8 protein-coding genes are annotated in these 14,185 nt (G+C 73.6%); 3 read left to right on the top strand and 5 right to left on the bottom strand.

Annotation, left to right across the window (positions count from 1 at the left end; all coding sequences use genetic code 11):
- The first annotated feature begins 10 nt into the window (after window positions 1-10).
- From ACZ6YG_RS00520 to ACZ6YG_RS00510, 3 genes are read left to right on the top strand one after another with little or no spacing between them, the layout of a single operon-like run.
- Window positions 11-4,711, top strand: coding sequence for a type I polyketide synthase (locus ACZ6YG_RS00520; RefSeq protein WP_148030056.1), 4,701 nt, complete (start codon window positions 11-13; stop codon window positions 4,709-4,711).
- On the top strand, window positions 4,708-8,628 hold the full coding sequence (locus ACZ6YG_RS00515; RefSeq protein WP_466016801.1) for an SDR family NAD(P)-dependent oxidoreductase: 3,921 nt from the start codon (window positions 4,708-4,710) through the stop codon (window positions 8,626-8,628). The genes ACZ6YG_RS00520 and ACZ6YG_RS00515 overlap by 4 nt, the downstream gene beginning before the upstream one ends.
- A gap of 7 nt (window positions 8,629-8,635) precedes the next feature.
- Complete coding sequence (locus ACZ6YG_RS00510; protein WP_219547799.1) at window positions 8,636-9,793, top strand: acyl-CoA dehydrogenase family protein; 1,158 nt, start codon at window positions 8,636-8,638, stop codon at window positions 9,791-9,793.
- Here ACZ6YG_RS00510 and ACZ6YG_RS00505 read toward each other — a convergent pair.
- The 5 genes from ACZ6YG_RS00505 to ACZ6YG_RS00485 form a co-directional block, all read right to left on the bottom strand.
- Window positions 9,756-10,562: a 4'-phosphopantetheinyl transferase family protein gene (locus tag ACZ6YG_RS00505; RefSeq protein WP_187281022.1), complete on the bottom strand. Its 807-nt coding sequence runs from the start codon at window positions 10,560-10,562 to the stop codon at window positions 9,756-9,758. The genes ACZ6YG_RS00510 and ACZ6YG_RS00505 overlap by 38 nt on opposite strands.
- Window positions 10,563-10,885: 323 nt before the next feature.
- On the bottom strand, window positions 10,886-11,680 hold the full coding sequence (locus ACZ6YG_RS00500) for a thioesterase II family protein (protein WP_148030052.1): 795 nt from the start codon (window positions 11,678-11,680) through the stop codon (window positions 10,886-10,888).
- 9 nt (window positions 11,681-11,689) lie between these two features.
- A complete protein-coding gene (locus tag ACZ6YG_RS00495) occupies window positions 11,690-12,769 on the bottom strand; it encodes an HAD-IIIC family phosphatase (protein ID WP_466016800.1) in 1,080 nt (359 codons plus the stop codon).
- Entirely contained in the window at window positions 12,760-13,926 is a 1,167-nt protein-coding gene (locus tag ACZ6YG_RS00490) for an acyl-CoA dehydrogenase family protein (protein ID WP_466016799.1), read from the bottom strand. Before ACZ6YG_RS00490 ends, ACZ6YG_RS00495 begins: the two co-directional genes overlap by 10 nt.
- Window positions 13,923-14,177: an acyl carrier protein gene (locus tag ACZ6YG_RS00485; RefSeq protein WP_148030049.1), complete on the bottom strand. Its 255-nt coding sequence runs from the start codon at window positions 14,175-14,177 to the stop codon at window positions 13,923-13,925. The genes ACZ6YG_RS00490 and ACZ6YG_RS00485 overlap by 4 nt, the downstream gene beginning before the upstream one ends.
- Window positions 14,178-14,185 lie beyond the last annotated feature (8 nt).

Genomic DNA, 14,185 nt, shown 5'->3' with positions numbered 1-14,185 from the left:
GGCACGTCGAATGGATGAGCACCGACCACCGGGCGCGGGAGACGTGGCGATCGTCGGCATGGCCGGCCGCTTCCCCGGCGCGTCCGACGTCGAGACGTTCTGGCGCAACATCAGCACAGGTGTGGAGTCCTTCACCCGGTTCACCGACGAGGAGCTCTCCGCCGCCGGGGTCGACGCCGCGGTCTACCAGCAACCCAACTACGTCCGGCTACGGCCCGTCCTCGACGACGTGCGGGGCTTCGACGCCGGGTTCTTCGGCTACAACCCGCGCGAGGCGACCCTGGCCGACCCGCAGCAGCGCATCTTCCTGGAATGCGTGTGGGAGGCGCTGGAGTCGGCGGGCTACGCCGCCCCCGAGGGCCGCGGCACCGTGGGCGTCTTCGCCGGCATGAACATCAGCGGCTACCTGCTCACCCGCCTGCGGGCCTTCGCGATGGGCATCGACACCTCCGCCCTGATGATCGGCAACGACAAGGACTCGCTGGCCACGAACGTCTCCTTCCGGCTGGACCTCGGCGGGCCGAGCGTCACCGTGCAGACGTTCTGCTCCACGTCCCTGGTGGCGGTGCACCTGGCGAGCGAGAGCCTGCGCCGCGGCGAGTGCGACATGGCGCTGGCCGGGGGCGTGTCCGTGCGCATCCCCGACCGCACCGGCTACCTGTGGGAGGAAGGCGGGCAGGAGTCGCCCGACGGGCACGTGCGGACCTTCGACGCCGAGGGCCGGGGCAGCATGTTCGGCGACGGAGCGGCGGTCGTGGCGCTGAAGCGGCTGTCGGACGCGGTGGCCGACCGCGACACCGTGCTCGCCGTGATCCGCGCCTCGGCCATCAACAACGACGGCGCGATGAAGTTCAGCTACCTGGCGCCCAGCATCGACGGCCAGCGCCGCTGCGTCTCCGCCGCCCTCGCCAAGGCGGGCGTGGACCCGTCCGACATCTCCTACGTCGAGGCGCACGGCACCGCGACCGAGGTCGGCGACCCCATGGAGGTCGCGGCGCTGACCAGGGCCTTCGGGCCGACGAAGGAGAAGCAGTACTGCGTGCTCGGCTCGATCAAGCCCAACGTGGGCCACCTCGACAGGGCGTCCGGCGTGACCGGCCTGATCAAGGTCGTCCAGTCGCTGCGGAACGAGCTGATCCCCGGCACCCTGCACTACCGCTCCCCGAACCCCGAGATCGACTTCGGCGACAGCCCGTTCCGGGTCACCGCCGGCACCACGCCCTGGCGGCGCACCCCCGACCGGCCGCGCATCGCCGGCATCAGCTCGCTCGGCATGGGCGGCACCAACGCGCACGCCATCGTCACCGAGGCGCCCCTGCCCGCCGAGCGCACCACCCGGTCGCGCCGCTGGCAGATCCTGCCGCTGTCGGCGCGGTCCGCCGCCGCCGCCGAGCAGGCGTGCGCCAGGCTCGCCGGGCGGCTGGCGGACGCGCCGGACGACCTCGGCGACGTCGCGTACACGCTGCAGGTCGGCCGCAAGGTCTTCAACCACCGCCGGTTCGTGGTCGCCGGCTCCACCGGCGAGGCCGCCGGGCGGCTCGCCGACCCGGCCGGGCCGCTGGGACGCAACGACGCGACGACGGGCAGGAAGGTGGGCTTCCTGATCGCCGGGGTGGGCGAGCAGTACCCCGGCATGGTGGCCTCCCTGTACGCCGAGGAGCCCGCCTTCCGCGCCGACGTGGACGAGTGCCTGGCCGTGCTCGGGTTCACCGAGGCCGCGCAGCTGTCCGACGTGTTCGTGCCCGCGGAGCGCGACCGGGCGGCCGGCGACCTGGCCGGGCTACTGGGCAGGGCCGCTCCCGCGCCGGCGTCCACGACGGACGCCCATCTGGTCCAGCCGGCCATCTTCGTCGCGGAGTACGCGCTGGCGCGGCAGCTGATCCGCTGGGGACTGACGCCGGAGATCATGATCGGCTACAGCCTCGGCGAGTACGTCGCAGCCTGCCTGGCGGGTGTCATGTCCCTGCCCGACGCGGTGCGGCTGGTCGCCCACCGGGCCAGGCTGATCGCCTCGCAGCCCGAGGGCGCGATGCTCGCGATCTCCGCGGACGAGCGCCGGCTGCGCGTCGTGCTGGGCGAGCCGATCATGCGCGACCTGGACGTGGCGGTGCGCACCGGCTCGCAGGTGGTGCTCGCGGGCCCGGCCGAGACCGTGGAGGCGGCGGCCGCGCTGCTGCTGGAGGCGCGGATCGGCCACCGCAGGCTGGAGACCACGCACGCGTACCACTCCCGGATGCTGGCTCCGCTCGCCGAGGAGCTGACCGCCTGGATCAAGGAGAACGTGACGCTGCGCGCGCCCGAGCTGCCCTACGTCAGCAACGTCACCGGCGAGCTCGCCACCGCGGAGCTGGTGGGCGACCCCGGCTACTGGGCCAGGCACATGTGCGAGACGGTCGAGTTCGGCCAGGGGCTCGGCCACGTGCTCGGCGCCGACCTGGCGCTCGCCGAGATCGGCCCCGGGCAGTCGCTGGGCGCGCTGACGCGCGGCCACCCCGGCTGCGACCGCGCCCAGTGGCCGCTGATCGTGACCACCCTGCCGGCCGCCAACGACCCGCAGGACGCCGGCGCGGCGCTGGCCACCGCCGTCGGCAAGCTCTGGCTGACCGGCGTGCCCGTCGACTGGGCCGCGCTGCACGACGACGCGGGCTGGTCGCCCGGCCGGGTGCCGCTGCCGACCTACCCGTTCGAGCACCAGGAGTACTGGCTCGACATCGACGAGAGCGCGCTGGCGAGCGGGACTCCCGCGTTCGACGAGAGCGATCCGACGAGCATCGCCAAGGCGTACCCGAGGCTGCCCGACACCCGCTGGATCCACCTGCCCACCTGGCGACAGACCACGACGCGGCCGGCCCGCGCCGAGGAGGCCGCCCGCTGGCTGGTCTACACCGACGAGGGGTTCGCCGACACGCTGGCCGCGCCGCTGCTGGCCCACCTGGCGGCGCAGGGCCGCGAGGTCGTGCTGGTGCGGCCGGGCGAGCGCTACGAGAGCGGCCCCGACGGCTTCCGGCTGCGCCCCGGCTCACCGGACGACACCCTGACGGCGCTGCGCGAGCTGGCGGGCCGCGACTGGTTCCCCGAGCGGGTCGTGCACCTGTGGACGGCGGACGACGCCGCGCCGCGCCCCGAGGACCCGCCGGCCGAGGAGTGCCTGCGGCGCGGCCTGTACACACTGGTGGCGCTGGCCCGCGCGGCCGGTGACCTCGGCCTGCCCGGATGGTCGCTGGACATCGTCACGGCGGGCAGCCACCGGGTGCACGCGGGCGAGGCGGTGCACGCCGAGCGCGGCACCCTGCTCGGCCCGACCCGGCTGATCCCGGTGGAGTACCCGAGGGTGCGGACCCGGCTGATCGACCTCGACGCCGGCGGCGGCGCCGCTCTGCTGGCCGAACTGCGGGCCGAGCCCGAGGACCAGGTCGTCGCGCTGCGCGGCGGCCACCGCTGGATCCCCGACTACGAGGCGCTGGACGCCTCGGTGATCGAGGCGGCCGCCCCGGCGGCGAGCGTCCGGCGCGGCGGCGTCTACCTGGTGACCGGCGGTCTCGGCGGCATCGGGCTGGCGATGGCCGAACGGCTGGCCGAGCAGTACCAGGCGCGGCTGGTGCTGCTCGGCCGCACGCCGGTGCCGCCACGCGAGCAGTGGGACGCCATCCTGAGCGCGGAGAGCACCGCGGGCGAGGTCCGCAGGCGCCTGGAGGGCCTGCGCCGTCTGGAGGCGTCCGGCGTCGAGGTGCTCACCGCCGCCGGCGACGTGTCCAAGGTCGAGGACGTGCGCCGCGCGGTCGGCGCCGCGATCGAGCGGTTCGGCGAGCTGAACGGCGTGCTGCACTGCGCCGGGGTGCCCGCGGTCGGGCTCATGCAGTTCAAGACCGTCGCCGACATGGAGCGGGTGCTGGCACCCAAGGTCGGCGGCACCCTCGCCCTGGCGCGGGTGCTGCGCGAGGTGCCGGTGGACTTCCTGGCGCTGTTCTCCTCCACCACCTCGGCCACCGGCGGCGGCGCCGGCCAGGTCGACTACTGCGCGGCCAACGCCTTCCTGGACTCCTTCGCCCTGGCCGGGACCCTGCCCGGCGTGGCGGTCACCTCGATCGACTGGTGCGAGTGGACCTGGAACGGCTGGACCGACGGCCTGGACAACTACGACGAGGGCTCCAAGCAGTACTTCGAGTGGTACCGCGAGAACTTCGGCCTCACCTTCGACCAGGGCTGGCAGACGCTGCTGCGGGTGCTGGCCAGCGGCGAACGGCACGTGGTGGCCTCCACGCAGGACTTCGCCCCGATGGTGGCGATGAGCCGCAAGTCGTCCATCGAGAGCCACCAGGCGACGGTCAAGAAGATCAGGGACGCCTTCGGGCGGCACCCGAGACCCGACCTGTCGACGGCGTACGTGGAGCCGCAGTCGCCCACCGAGGAGACCATCGCCGGTGTCTGGTCCGAGGCGCTCGGCCTGGAGCAGGTCGGCGTGCACGACAACTTCTTCGAGCTGGGCGGCAACTCGCTGCTCGGGATGGAGATCATCGCCGAGGTCAGGCGGGCGCTGGAGCTGTCGTACCTGCCTCCGCACATCCTCTACCAGGCGCCCACCATCGCCTCGCTCGCCGAGGCGGCCCGCGCGGGCCAGGAGTCCGGGGAACCGCCGGCGGAGGAGCGTGAACAGCAGCGATCCCGCATCGCCCAGCGACGCAACATGCTCAGGAGCGGAAGGACCTCATGACTGAAACCGACTACGACTCCGCGGTCGCGCTGATCGGCATGTCCGGCCGCTTCCCCGGCGCCGCGGACGTCGCCGGCCTGTGGCGCAACCTGCTCGCCGGAGTCAAGGGCCTGCGTACGATCACCGACGAGGAGCTGCGGGACGCCGGGGTCGAGCCGGGGATGCTGGCCGACCCGCGCTACGTCCGCGTCGGCGGCCCGCTGGAGGGCCTGGACACCTTCGACGCCACCGTCTTCGGGGTGAACCCGCGCGAGGCCGAGATGATGGACCCGCAGCACCGGTTGTTCCTGGAGTGCTCGTGGGAGGCCCTGGAGAGCGCGGGCTACTGCCCCACCGACGTGCCCGGCCAGGTCGCGGTGTTCGGCGGCTGCGGCTTCCCCGACTACATCGTGCAGAACATCCGCCACCTGTCCGCCCAGCCGGGCGGGGCGCTGCTGGCGGCGATCGGCAACGAGCGCGACTCGCTGGCCTCGCTGGTCTCCTACAAGCTGGGCCTGCGCGGGCCGGCCGTGTCGGTGCAGACGTTCTGCTCCACCTCGCTGGTCTCGGTGCACCTGGCCTGCCAGAGCCTGCTGACGTACGAGTGCGACGTCGCGGTGGCGGGCGGCGCGTTCACGCCGCTCCCCCAGCCGTCCGGCTACCTGTACGAGCAGGGCGGCATCATGTCGCCCGACGGGCGGGTGCGCAGCTTCGACGCCGAGGCGAGCGGCACCGTGATGGGCAGCGGCGCGGGCGCGGTCGCGCTCAAGCGCATGTCCGACGCGCTCGCGGACGGCGACGTCATCCACGCGGTGATCCTCGGCTCGGCGTCCAACAACGACGGCCGGCTGCGGGCCGGCTACACGGCGCCCGGGGTGGACGGGCAGGCCGAGGTGATCGAGTCGGCGCTGGGCGTGGCCGGGGTCAAGCCCGAGACCGTCGGCTACGTCGAGTGCCACGCGACGGGCACCATGCTGGGCGACTCCATCGAGCTGGCGGCGATGAACCGGGTGTTCACCCAGGCCGGCGAGACGCCGTGCGTGCTGGGGTCGGTCAAGCCGAGCCTGGGCCACCTGGATCGCGCCTCCGGCGTCACCGGGCTGATGCGGGCGGCGCTCAGTCTCAAGCACGAGCTGCTGCCCGGCACCCCCGGCTACGAGACGCCGAACCCGGCGCTGGCCACCGCGCACGACCGCTTCACCGTGCTGAAGGAGCACCGGCCCTGGCCCGCGGGCCCGCACCCGCGCCGCGCCGGGGTCAGCTCGTTCGGGCTCGGCGGCACCAACGCGCACGTGGTGCTGGAGCAGGCGCCGCTCCGGCCGGCGCGGCCTCCCCGGCCGGGCCCTCACCTGCTGGTGTTCTCCGCCGCCGACGACGGCGCGCTGACCGCGCTCACCGAGCGGCTCCGCGACCACCTCGGCACCGGTGACGGCGAGGACCTCGCGGACGTGGCGTTCACGCTCCAGGTCTCGCGCGGCGGCTTCGCGCGGCGGCGCGCCGTGGTGTGCCGGGATCGCGAGGACGCCGTCGCCGCGCTCGGCGACCCGGAACGCTGGATCGACGGCAAGACCCAGCGGCGCAACCCCCGGGTGCGGCTGGTCGCGCCGGACTCCGGCGTACCCGAGGAGTGGTGGGCCGAGCTGCACGCGGCGGCCGGCGCGGTGCTGCGCCCCGGTTCTCCCCAGGGCGGGGCGCGGGAGCCGGGACGCGCGGAGGCGCTGGCCGCGCTGGCCGAAGGGCTGCGCGGGATCGGCGTGAACGTGACCGACGACGAGGACGCGGCCGAGACGGTCACCGTCGCGCCCGGCGACCGGGCGGGCGGTGGAGCAGGCGATCGAGCAGGTGACGCGGCGGGCTACAGGGCTGGTGACGCGGCAGGCGATCGAGCAGGTGACGCGGCGGGCTACAGGACTGGTGACGGGGTGGGTGCGGCCGGGTGGGTGCTCGGCGCCGTGGCGCGGCTCTGGCAGGCCGGTGCCGCCGTCGACTGGGTCAAGCTGCACGGCGGGGCCGGGCGGCGGGTCGAGCTGCCGACCTACCCGTTCCAGCGCCGCCGGTACTGGGTGAACCCGCCCAAGGACCAGGCGCAGGCCCAGGTGGGCACCGGCAAGACGTTCGACAGGGCGCGGTGGACGTACCTGCCCGGCTGGCGGCAGCGGCCGCTGTCCGTCGCGGGCCTGGACGAGCGGCTGCGCGAGGCGGGCCCCTGGCTGGTGTTCGCGGCCGGCCCGCACGGCGAGGCGCTGGTCGGACGGCTGGTCGAGGCCGGGGCCGAGGTGACGACGGTGCGTCCCGGCGACCGGTTCGAGCAGGACGACGCCGGCGACTTCACCGTCAGGATCGGCACCGCCGACGACATCGCCGAGCTGATGTACTCGCTGGTGGCCGCCCCGCGCGCGATCGTGCACGGGTTCAGCCTGGCCGCCGAGGAGGCGGGACCGGACGACGACCCGGTGGCGCACTTCGCCGCCGAGCAGCGGCGCGGCTTCTCCTCGGTGCTGGCGCTGGCCAGGGAGCTGATCGACAACACCGGCTCGGCCCCCCGCGCCGAGCTGGTCCTGCTCACCCCCGAGGCGGTGAGCGTGGCCGGGGCCGACCTGCGCCACCCCGAGCACGCCACGCTGGGGGCGCTCGCGCCCAGCCTCGCCCAGGAGAACCCCCGGCTGCGCTGCCGCGCCGTGGACGTGGGCGGCGGCCTCGACCCGGCGGCGGCCGCGGCCCGCATCCTGGCCGCGGCGGTCTGCCCGTACGAGGGACCGGTCGCGATCCGCGGCGACGACACCTGGGTGCGGCACTACGAGCAGTACCCGATCGAGGCGCCCGAGCCGGACCGGCGGCCGTTCCGCGACGGCGACACGGTGCTCATCACCGGCGGCCTCGGCGACGTCGGCCTGGTCCTGTCCCGGCACCTGGCGAGCGCGTACGGCTGCCGCCTGGTCCTCACCGCCCGCAGCGAACTGCCGCCCAGGGAAGGATGGGACGACCACCTGGCCTCGGCGCCGCCGGGCGACCGGACGGCCCGGCACATCCGCAACATCAGGGACCTGGAGGAACGCGGCGCCACCGTGCTCGCCGTCTCGGCCGACGTGGCCGACGAGGACGCGATGCGGGCCGTCGTCGAGCGGGCCGTCGAGCGTTTCGGCGGCATCGACGTGGTGGTGCACGGCGCGGGCGTGCAGGACGGGGCGTACTTCAACTTCGCCCACCTCATGGACCGTCGGCAGTGCGACGCCCACCTGGCCGCCAAGGTGAACGGGTTCCACGTGCTGCAGAAGGTGCTCGGCGACCACTGCCAGGACCGCCGGATCACGCTGTCGTCGATCGCGGCGGTGCTCGGCGGGATGACGCTCGCGCCGTACGCGGCCGCCAACGCCGCGCTGGACGCGTACGTCCGCGCCACCCGCACCGCGGGCGGGGCGCGCTGGGTCACGGTCGACTGGGACACCTGGAACATCGACCCCGACCGGGTCGAGGGGCACAGCGGCGCGGTCATCGACTTCGCGATGGCCCCCGCCGAGGGCGTGGACGTCTTCGAACGGGCGCTGTCGGCCGCCGACCGCGTCGGGCACCTGGTCATCTCCACCGGCTCGCTGGACAGCAGGATCGCGCAGTGGGTCACCGGCGACATCCACGAGGCCGGCGAGGACCTCGACGACCAGGAGCGCCACCCGCGCCCCGAGCTGAACAACCCCTACGTCGAGCCGCGGGAGGGCACCGAGGCCACGCTCGCCGAGATCTGGTCGCGGGTGCTCGCCATCGAGCCGATCGGGGCCCTGGACAACTTCTTCGAGCTGGGCGGGCACTCCCTGCTGGCGATCGAGCTGACGACCCGCATCCGCAAGACGCTGAACGCGTCGGTGCCGGTGACCGGGCTCCTGGAGTGCCCGACCGTGCGGCAGCTGGCCGAGCTGCTCGACGCCCGCGACGAAGAGGAGTGACCAGGCGATGAACCGTCCCGACCACCTCCGGGCCCTGCAGGGCTTCGTACGGCGGGAGCTGACCGGCAAGGACGCCTACCTCGACTCGCTGGCCGAGGCGCCGCTGCCGCTGTACGAGCGGTTCGGCGGCACCGGGCTGGCCGGCTGGTGGCTGCCCGAGGAGTACGGCGGGCTCGGCCTCGGCCTGGAGGAGAGCGTCAGGATCACCTCCGAGCTGGCCTACGCCGACGCCGGGGTGGCGTTCACCCTGTTCATCCCGGTGCTCACCACGAGCATGGTGCAGTGGTACGGCAGCGAGGAGCTGCGCAAGGAACACCTCGGCGGGCTGGCCGGCGGCGGCTTCGCCGCCACGCTGGGCAGCGAGCACGCGGCCGGCAGCGAGCTGGCCAGGATCGGCACGACCGCGCGGCGCGAGGGCGACACCGTGGTGCTGGACGGGCAGAAGGCGTTCTCCACCAACACCGCCTTCGCGCGGTTCCTCGTGGTGATCGCCCGTGCCGCCGACGACCCGTCCGGTTACCTGGCGGTGCTGGTGCCGGGCGACGCGCCCGGCGTGACCGTGGAGAAGCGCTGGGACGTGATCGGGCTGCGCTCCTCGGCGACCTACCAGGTGTCGCTGTCCGGCGTCCGGGTCCCGGCGGGCAACGTCCTGCGCGGGAACGGGCTGCGCCTGCTGGAGATCGGCCTGAACGCCAGCCGCATCCTGATCGCCACGACCGCGCTGGGCATCGCCCGCCGCATCCGTGACGTGTGCATGGAGTACGGCAAGTCCAAGTCGGTGAAGGGCGCCCCGCTGACGGCGAACGCGGTGTTCGCCGGCCGGCTCGGCCAGTTCGAGATGCAGATCGAGGTCATGACCAACCAGTGCCTGGCCGCGGCCCGCGCCTACGACGCCATCGCGGCCCGGCCCGACGCCGGCGAGGAGTTCATGCGGGTGGGCACGCTGAAGTCGGCGCTCACCACGAAGATGTTCTGCGGCCAGACCGGGTGGCAGATCGCCTCGGCGGCGTCGGAGATGTTCGGCGGCCTCGGCTACACCCACGAAGCGGTGATCGGCAAGCTGCTGCGCGACATGAGGTACGTCTCGATCGTGGAGGGCGGCGACGACGTGCTGCGCGACCTGGTCTTCAGCCGGTACGTGGTGCCGGTGTCGAAGCGGTCGTGACCAGCGCCGCGGCGTAGCCGGGAGCGACGTCCAGCCAGCGGACGGGAACCTGGGAGCCGGGGAGGGAACGCGAGAGCGCGCTCCCTCCCCGGCTCTCGGCGCACGTGCCGGCTTCCGGGCGCACGAGGACGTCGCGCAGCCCGGCCAGCCCGGCCCCGCTCGCCTTGACGTACGCCTCCTTGGCCGTCCACAGCCGGAAGTACTCCGCCAGGCCCGCGCCGGGCCCGGCCGCGCACACCCGGGCGGCCTCCTCGGGCTGGTACATCCGCCGCGCCATCTCCAGATGGTCGAAGTCGTCCCGGACGCGTTCCACGTCGACCCCCACCCGGCCGCCCGGCGCCGCCACCGCGATCAGCGCCCACTCCCCGGAGTGGGACAGGTTGAAGTCCGGCACTTCCCCGGAGTGGGACAGGTTGAAGTCGGGCCCTTCCCCCGAGCCCTCCAGGTTGAAGTCGGGCCCTTCCCCCGAGCCCTCCAGGTTGAAGTCAGGCCCTCCCCCCGAGCCCTTCAGATTGAAGTCGGACCCTCCCCCCGAGCTCCGCAGGCACGGGCGGCCCGACGCGTCGGTGCCGAAGGCGAGCTGTGCGGCGGGCACGCCGCACAGCTCGCCGAGGACCGCGCGCAGGGCCGCGTGCGCGGCCACGTACCGCCGCCGCGCGAGCGGCTCGGCCAGCGCCGCGGCCTTCTCACGCTCGGCGGCGGACAGGCAGTGCCACCATCCCGGCCGCTCCGGACGGTCCACGTTGACCCGCCAGACCCGCGCACCCACCGCGCCATCTCCGCCCGAACCGGCCTGCCAGACCCGAGCACCACCGGCCGCGACACCTCCGTCCGGGCCGACCTGCCAAGCCGTGGCACCCACGGCCGCAGCGCCTCCATCCGAACCGACCCGCCGGACCCGCGCGCCCGCGGCCGCGCCGCCTCCGTCCGGACCGGCCTGCCAAGCCGTGGCACCCACCGCCGCGACGCCTCCGTCCGAACCGGCCCGCCAAGCCGTGGCACCCACCGCCGCGACGCCTCCGTCCAGACCAGCCTGCCAAGCCGTGGCACCCACGGCCGCAGCGCCTCCGTCCGGACCGGCCCGGTGCGCCTTCACACCCACGGTCGCAGCGCCTCCGCCACGATGCCGCGGGTGCGGGCCGCCTGTTCGAAGACCGCGAAGTGGCCGCCGTCGAAGGGGTGCAGGGCGAACTCGTCCGCGGTCTGGTCCCGCCAGGCCGCCACCTTCGCCGGCGCGACCCGCGGGTCGGCGCCGCTCGGCATCGCCGTGATGGGCACGGCCAGCGGCGGTTCGTCCGTGTACTGGTAGGTCTCCTTGACGGTGAAGTCGGCCTGCACGGCGGGCAGGATCATCTCCAGCGCCCCCGGGTCGGCCAGCAGCCACTCCGGCGTGCCGCCCAGCTTGCGCAGCAGCGCGACCACCTGCGCCCTGGTCATCTCGCGCACCGGCGGCCCGCCCTCGTAGGTGACGTGCGGGGCGTCGGAGCCGGAGACGAACAGGTGCACGGGCTGCGGGCCGCCGCGCCGCCTGATCTCCCTGACCAGTTCGAAGGCCACGATGGCGCCCAGGCTGTGCCCGTACAGGGCGTACCTGTGGCCCGCCGCCGACAGGTCGACGTCGGCGAGCACCGCGTCGGCCAGGTCGGAGACCAGCGGCTCCATCCGCAGGTAGGGCGGCTCCTTGTGCCGGCTCTCCCGTCCGGGCGGCTGCACCGGCTGGACCGCGATCCCCGGCAGCTCGCGCTGCCACAGCCGGAACGCCGACGCCGAGCCGCCCGCGTGCGGCAGGCAGTAGAGCGGCAGCGCGCCGGGCTCCGCGCCGGTCAGGGCGCGGAACGGCAGCCAGCTGGTCAGCAGGCCGTCGGTCGTCTCGTCATAGACGGTCATCTCGGTCCCTCACTCGACGATCTCGACTCTCACGTACGCGGGCGGCGGCTGGACCGCGGTCAGGTCGGCCTCCAGCACGACGTGCGCGCCGTCCCTGCTGACCTCGCCGAACCCGGCGAACGCGTACGTGATCTGCATCATGCGGTTGCGGCCGGTCTCCACGAAGTCGGCCCGTACGGCCACGCCCGCGTCCACCGCCAGCCGGAGGATGTGGTTGAGCAGCACCATGCCGACCCCGCGCGACATCACCCGGCACGACATCAGCATCATGCGCAGCCACCAGGCGTCCTCGCCCTTCTCCACCAGGGCCAGGCCGATCTTGCCGTAGCCGCCGAACCTGTCGGTGAGCGAGGCCACCAGGAGCAGGTGGTCCGGCGACTCCCGCAGCGCGTCCAGCTCCTCGTAGGAGTAGGTGCGCCCGGTGGAGTTCAGCTGGTTGGTGCGCACCGTCAGCTCCTCGGCCCGCTGCAGGTCCTCCCTTCTGGCGGGCGCGATGGTGAAGGACATCTCCAGGCCGGCCAGGAACTCCTCGTTCGTGCCGACGAAATCGCCTTCGAGCTCGTCCCTGGCGATCTGGCTGCGGTACATCCCGCGCCGCAACGCCGACTCGTCGGTGACGAAGCGCGGCCGGAACTCCGGCCGCGCCAGCGCCTCGTCGAGCTCCAGGATGTCCACGCAGGTCACCTCGGGGACCCCGTGGGCCACCTCGGCGCGTTCGAACTCCTGGTCGTCGACGAACGCGAAGGCGTCCAGGCCGAGGTTGAGCGCCTTGGCGATGTGCCGGATGGAGTCGGACTTCGGGTTCCAGTTGATCTGCGGATAGAGGAACATCTCCTCCAGCCCGAGGGCGCGCAGCTTCTCCATGGCCGCGTCCCTGTCGTTCTTGCTGGCGACGGAGTGCAGGATGCCCATGCGGTCCAGCTCGTGGATCCGCTCGACGACGGCGGGCCGTACGGTGACGTCGCCGTCCTCCAGGAGCACCCCGTTCCACAGGGTGTTGTCGAGGTCCCACACGATGCACTTGATGCGGCCCTGTTTCGGCTTCTCCGGGAGCGGGGCCGCGGCGGTGACCGCGGTTGTCACGGACATGTCGTCTTCTCCCTTTCCGCCTGGCCGGCGATGGTGATCCGCTGGATCTCGTTGCTGCCCTCGATGATCTCCATCACCTTGGCGTCGCGGTACAGGCGCGCCACCGGGAAGTCCGGGCTGCACCCGTTGGCGCCGTGGATCTGCACGGCCTCGGCCGCGTGCCGCACGGCGGCCGTGGAGGCGAAGTACTTCGCGATCCAGGTGGCCATGAGCGTCGCCGAGTCGCCGGCGTCCTTCAGGCGGCCGGCCTCGGCGAGCAGCAGCCTGGCCGCTCGCGCGTCGGTCACCATGTCGGACAGCTTGGCCTGGATCAGCGGCAGCTCCCGCAGCGCCGAGCCGCCCACCCTGCGGTGCGCGGCGTACGCGGAGGACGCCTCCAGGCACGCCTGGAGGATGCCCAGCGACCCCGCCGCCACGCTGTAGCGGCCCAGGTCGAGGGTCCCGGTGAGCACCATGCCTGCGGTGAAGCCGCTCGGGCCGAGCAGCGCGTCCGGCCCGAGCACGACGTCGTCGAAGGAGATCTCCGCCAGCATCGAGGCGCGGGTGCCGAGCATGTCGTCGATGGGCTTGACCCGGACCCCCGGCGCGTCCCTGCTCACCAGGAAGGCGCCGATGCTGGCGGCCGTGCGGGCGAACACCAGGAACAGGTCCGCCCGCTGGCCGCCCGTGGTCCACTTCTTGACCCCGTTGAGCACCCAGCCGCCGCCGGACTCGACGGCGGTCGTGGTGATCGCCGAGGTGTCGCTGCCTGCGCCGGGTTCCGACAGGCAGAACGCGCCGAGCACGTCGCCGCTGCCGAGTGCGGGCGTCCACCGTTCGCGCTGGGCGGCGGTGCCCCACCGCTGCACCGTCCACGCCACCATGGTGTGGACGGTGAGGAGGCTGCGCAGGGAGGAGCAGCCGCGCCCCACCTCCTCGTGGACCTCCCCCAGCGTGACCATGTCCATCCCGGCGCCGCCCGAGCCGGGCGGCAGGAAGGGCGCCCACAGGCCCGCCTCGGCGACCCGTTCGATGAGCTCCTCCGGGACGCGGCCCGCCCGGTCGTACGCGTCGGCGTACGGGACGACGTGCGTGTCGACGAACGCGCGGGCCGAACGGCGGTCGGTGACCTGCCCGGCGCCCGTCCCGAGGGCCGGCGCCGGGTCGGTGAGCGTCACGCGGCGGCCAGGTCGGCCGAGAGCTTGGCCACCAGGCTCGCCATCGACTCGGCGGTGCGGAAGTTGTCGATCCGCAGTTCCTCGTTGGGGATGGTGAGCTCGAAGGTCTTCTCCACGAACATCACCAGCTCCATCGCGAACAGCGAGTTGACGAAGCCGAGGGCGAAGATGTCCTGCGATGCGTCGATCTCCGCCTGCGGGTAACGCTCGCGGACGAAGGCGAGGATCTGGTCCTTCGCGGTAGCAGACATGGATATGG

The sequence above is a fragment of the Nonomuraea sp. NPDC054003 genome, from assembly GCF_055585125.1.
This window is presented reverse-complemented; position numbering and strand designations above follow the sequence as displayed.

Excerpts from the sequence above, each read along its gene's own strand:
- ACZ6YG_RS00510 (WP_219547799.1), top strand. The coding sequence starts at position 8,636 with ATGAACCGTCCCGACCACCTCCGGGCCCTGCAGGGCTTCGTACGGCGG.
- ACZ6YG_RS00485 (WP_148030049.1), bottom strand. The coding sequence starts at position 14,177 with ATGTCTGCTACCGCGAAGGACCAGATCCTCGCCTTCGTCCGCGAGCGT.
- ACZ6YG_RS00500 (WP_148030052.1), bottom strand. The coding sequence starts at position 11,680 with ATGACCGTCTATGACGAGACGACCGACGGCCTGCTGACCAGCTGGCTG.
- ACZ6YG_RS00515 (WP_466016801.1), top strand. The coding sequence starts at position 4,708 with ATGACTGAAACCGACTACGACTCCGCGGTCGCGCTGATCGGCATGTCC.
- ACZ6YG_RS00520 (WP_148030056.1), top strand. The coding sequence starts at position 11 with ATGGATGAGCACCGACCACCGGGCGCGGGAGACGTGGCGATCGTCGGC.
- ACZ6YG_RS00495 (WP_466016800.1), bottom strand. The coding sequence starts at position 12,769 with ATGTCCGTGACAACCGCGGTCACCGCCGCGGCCCCGCTCCCGGAGAAG.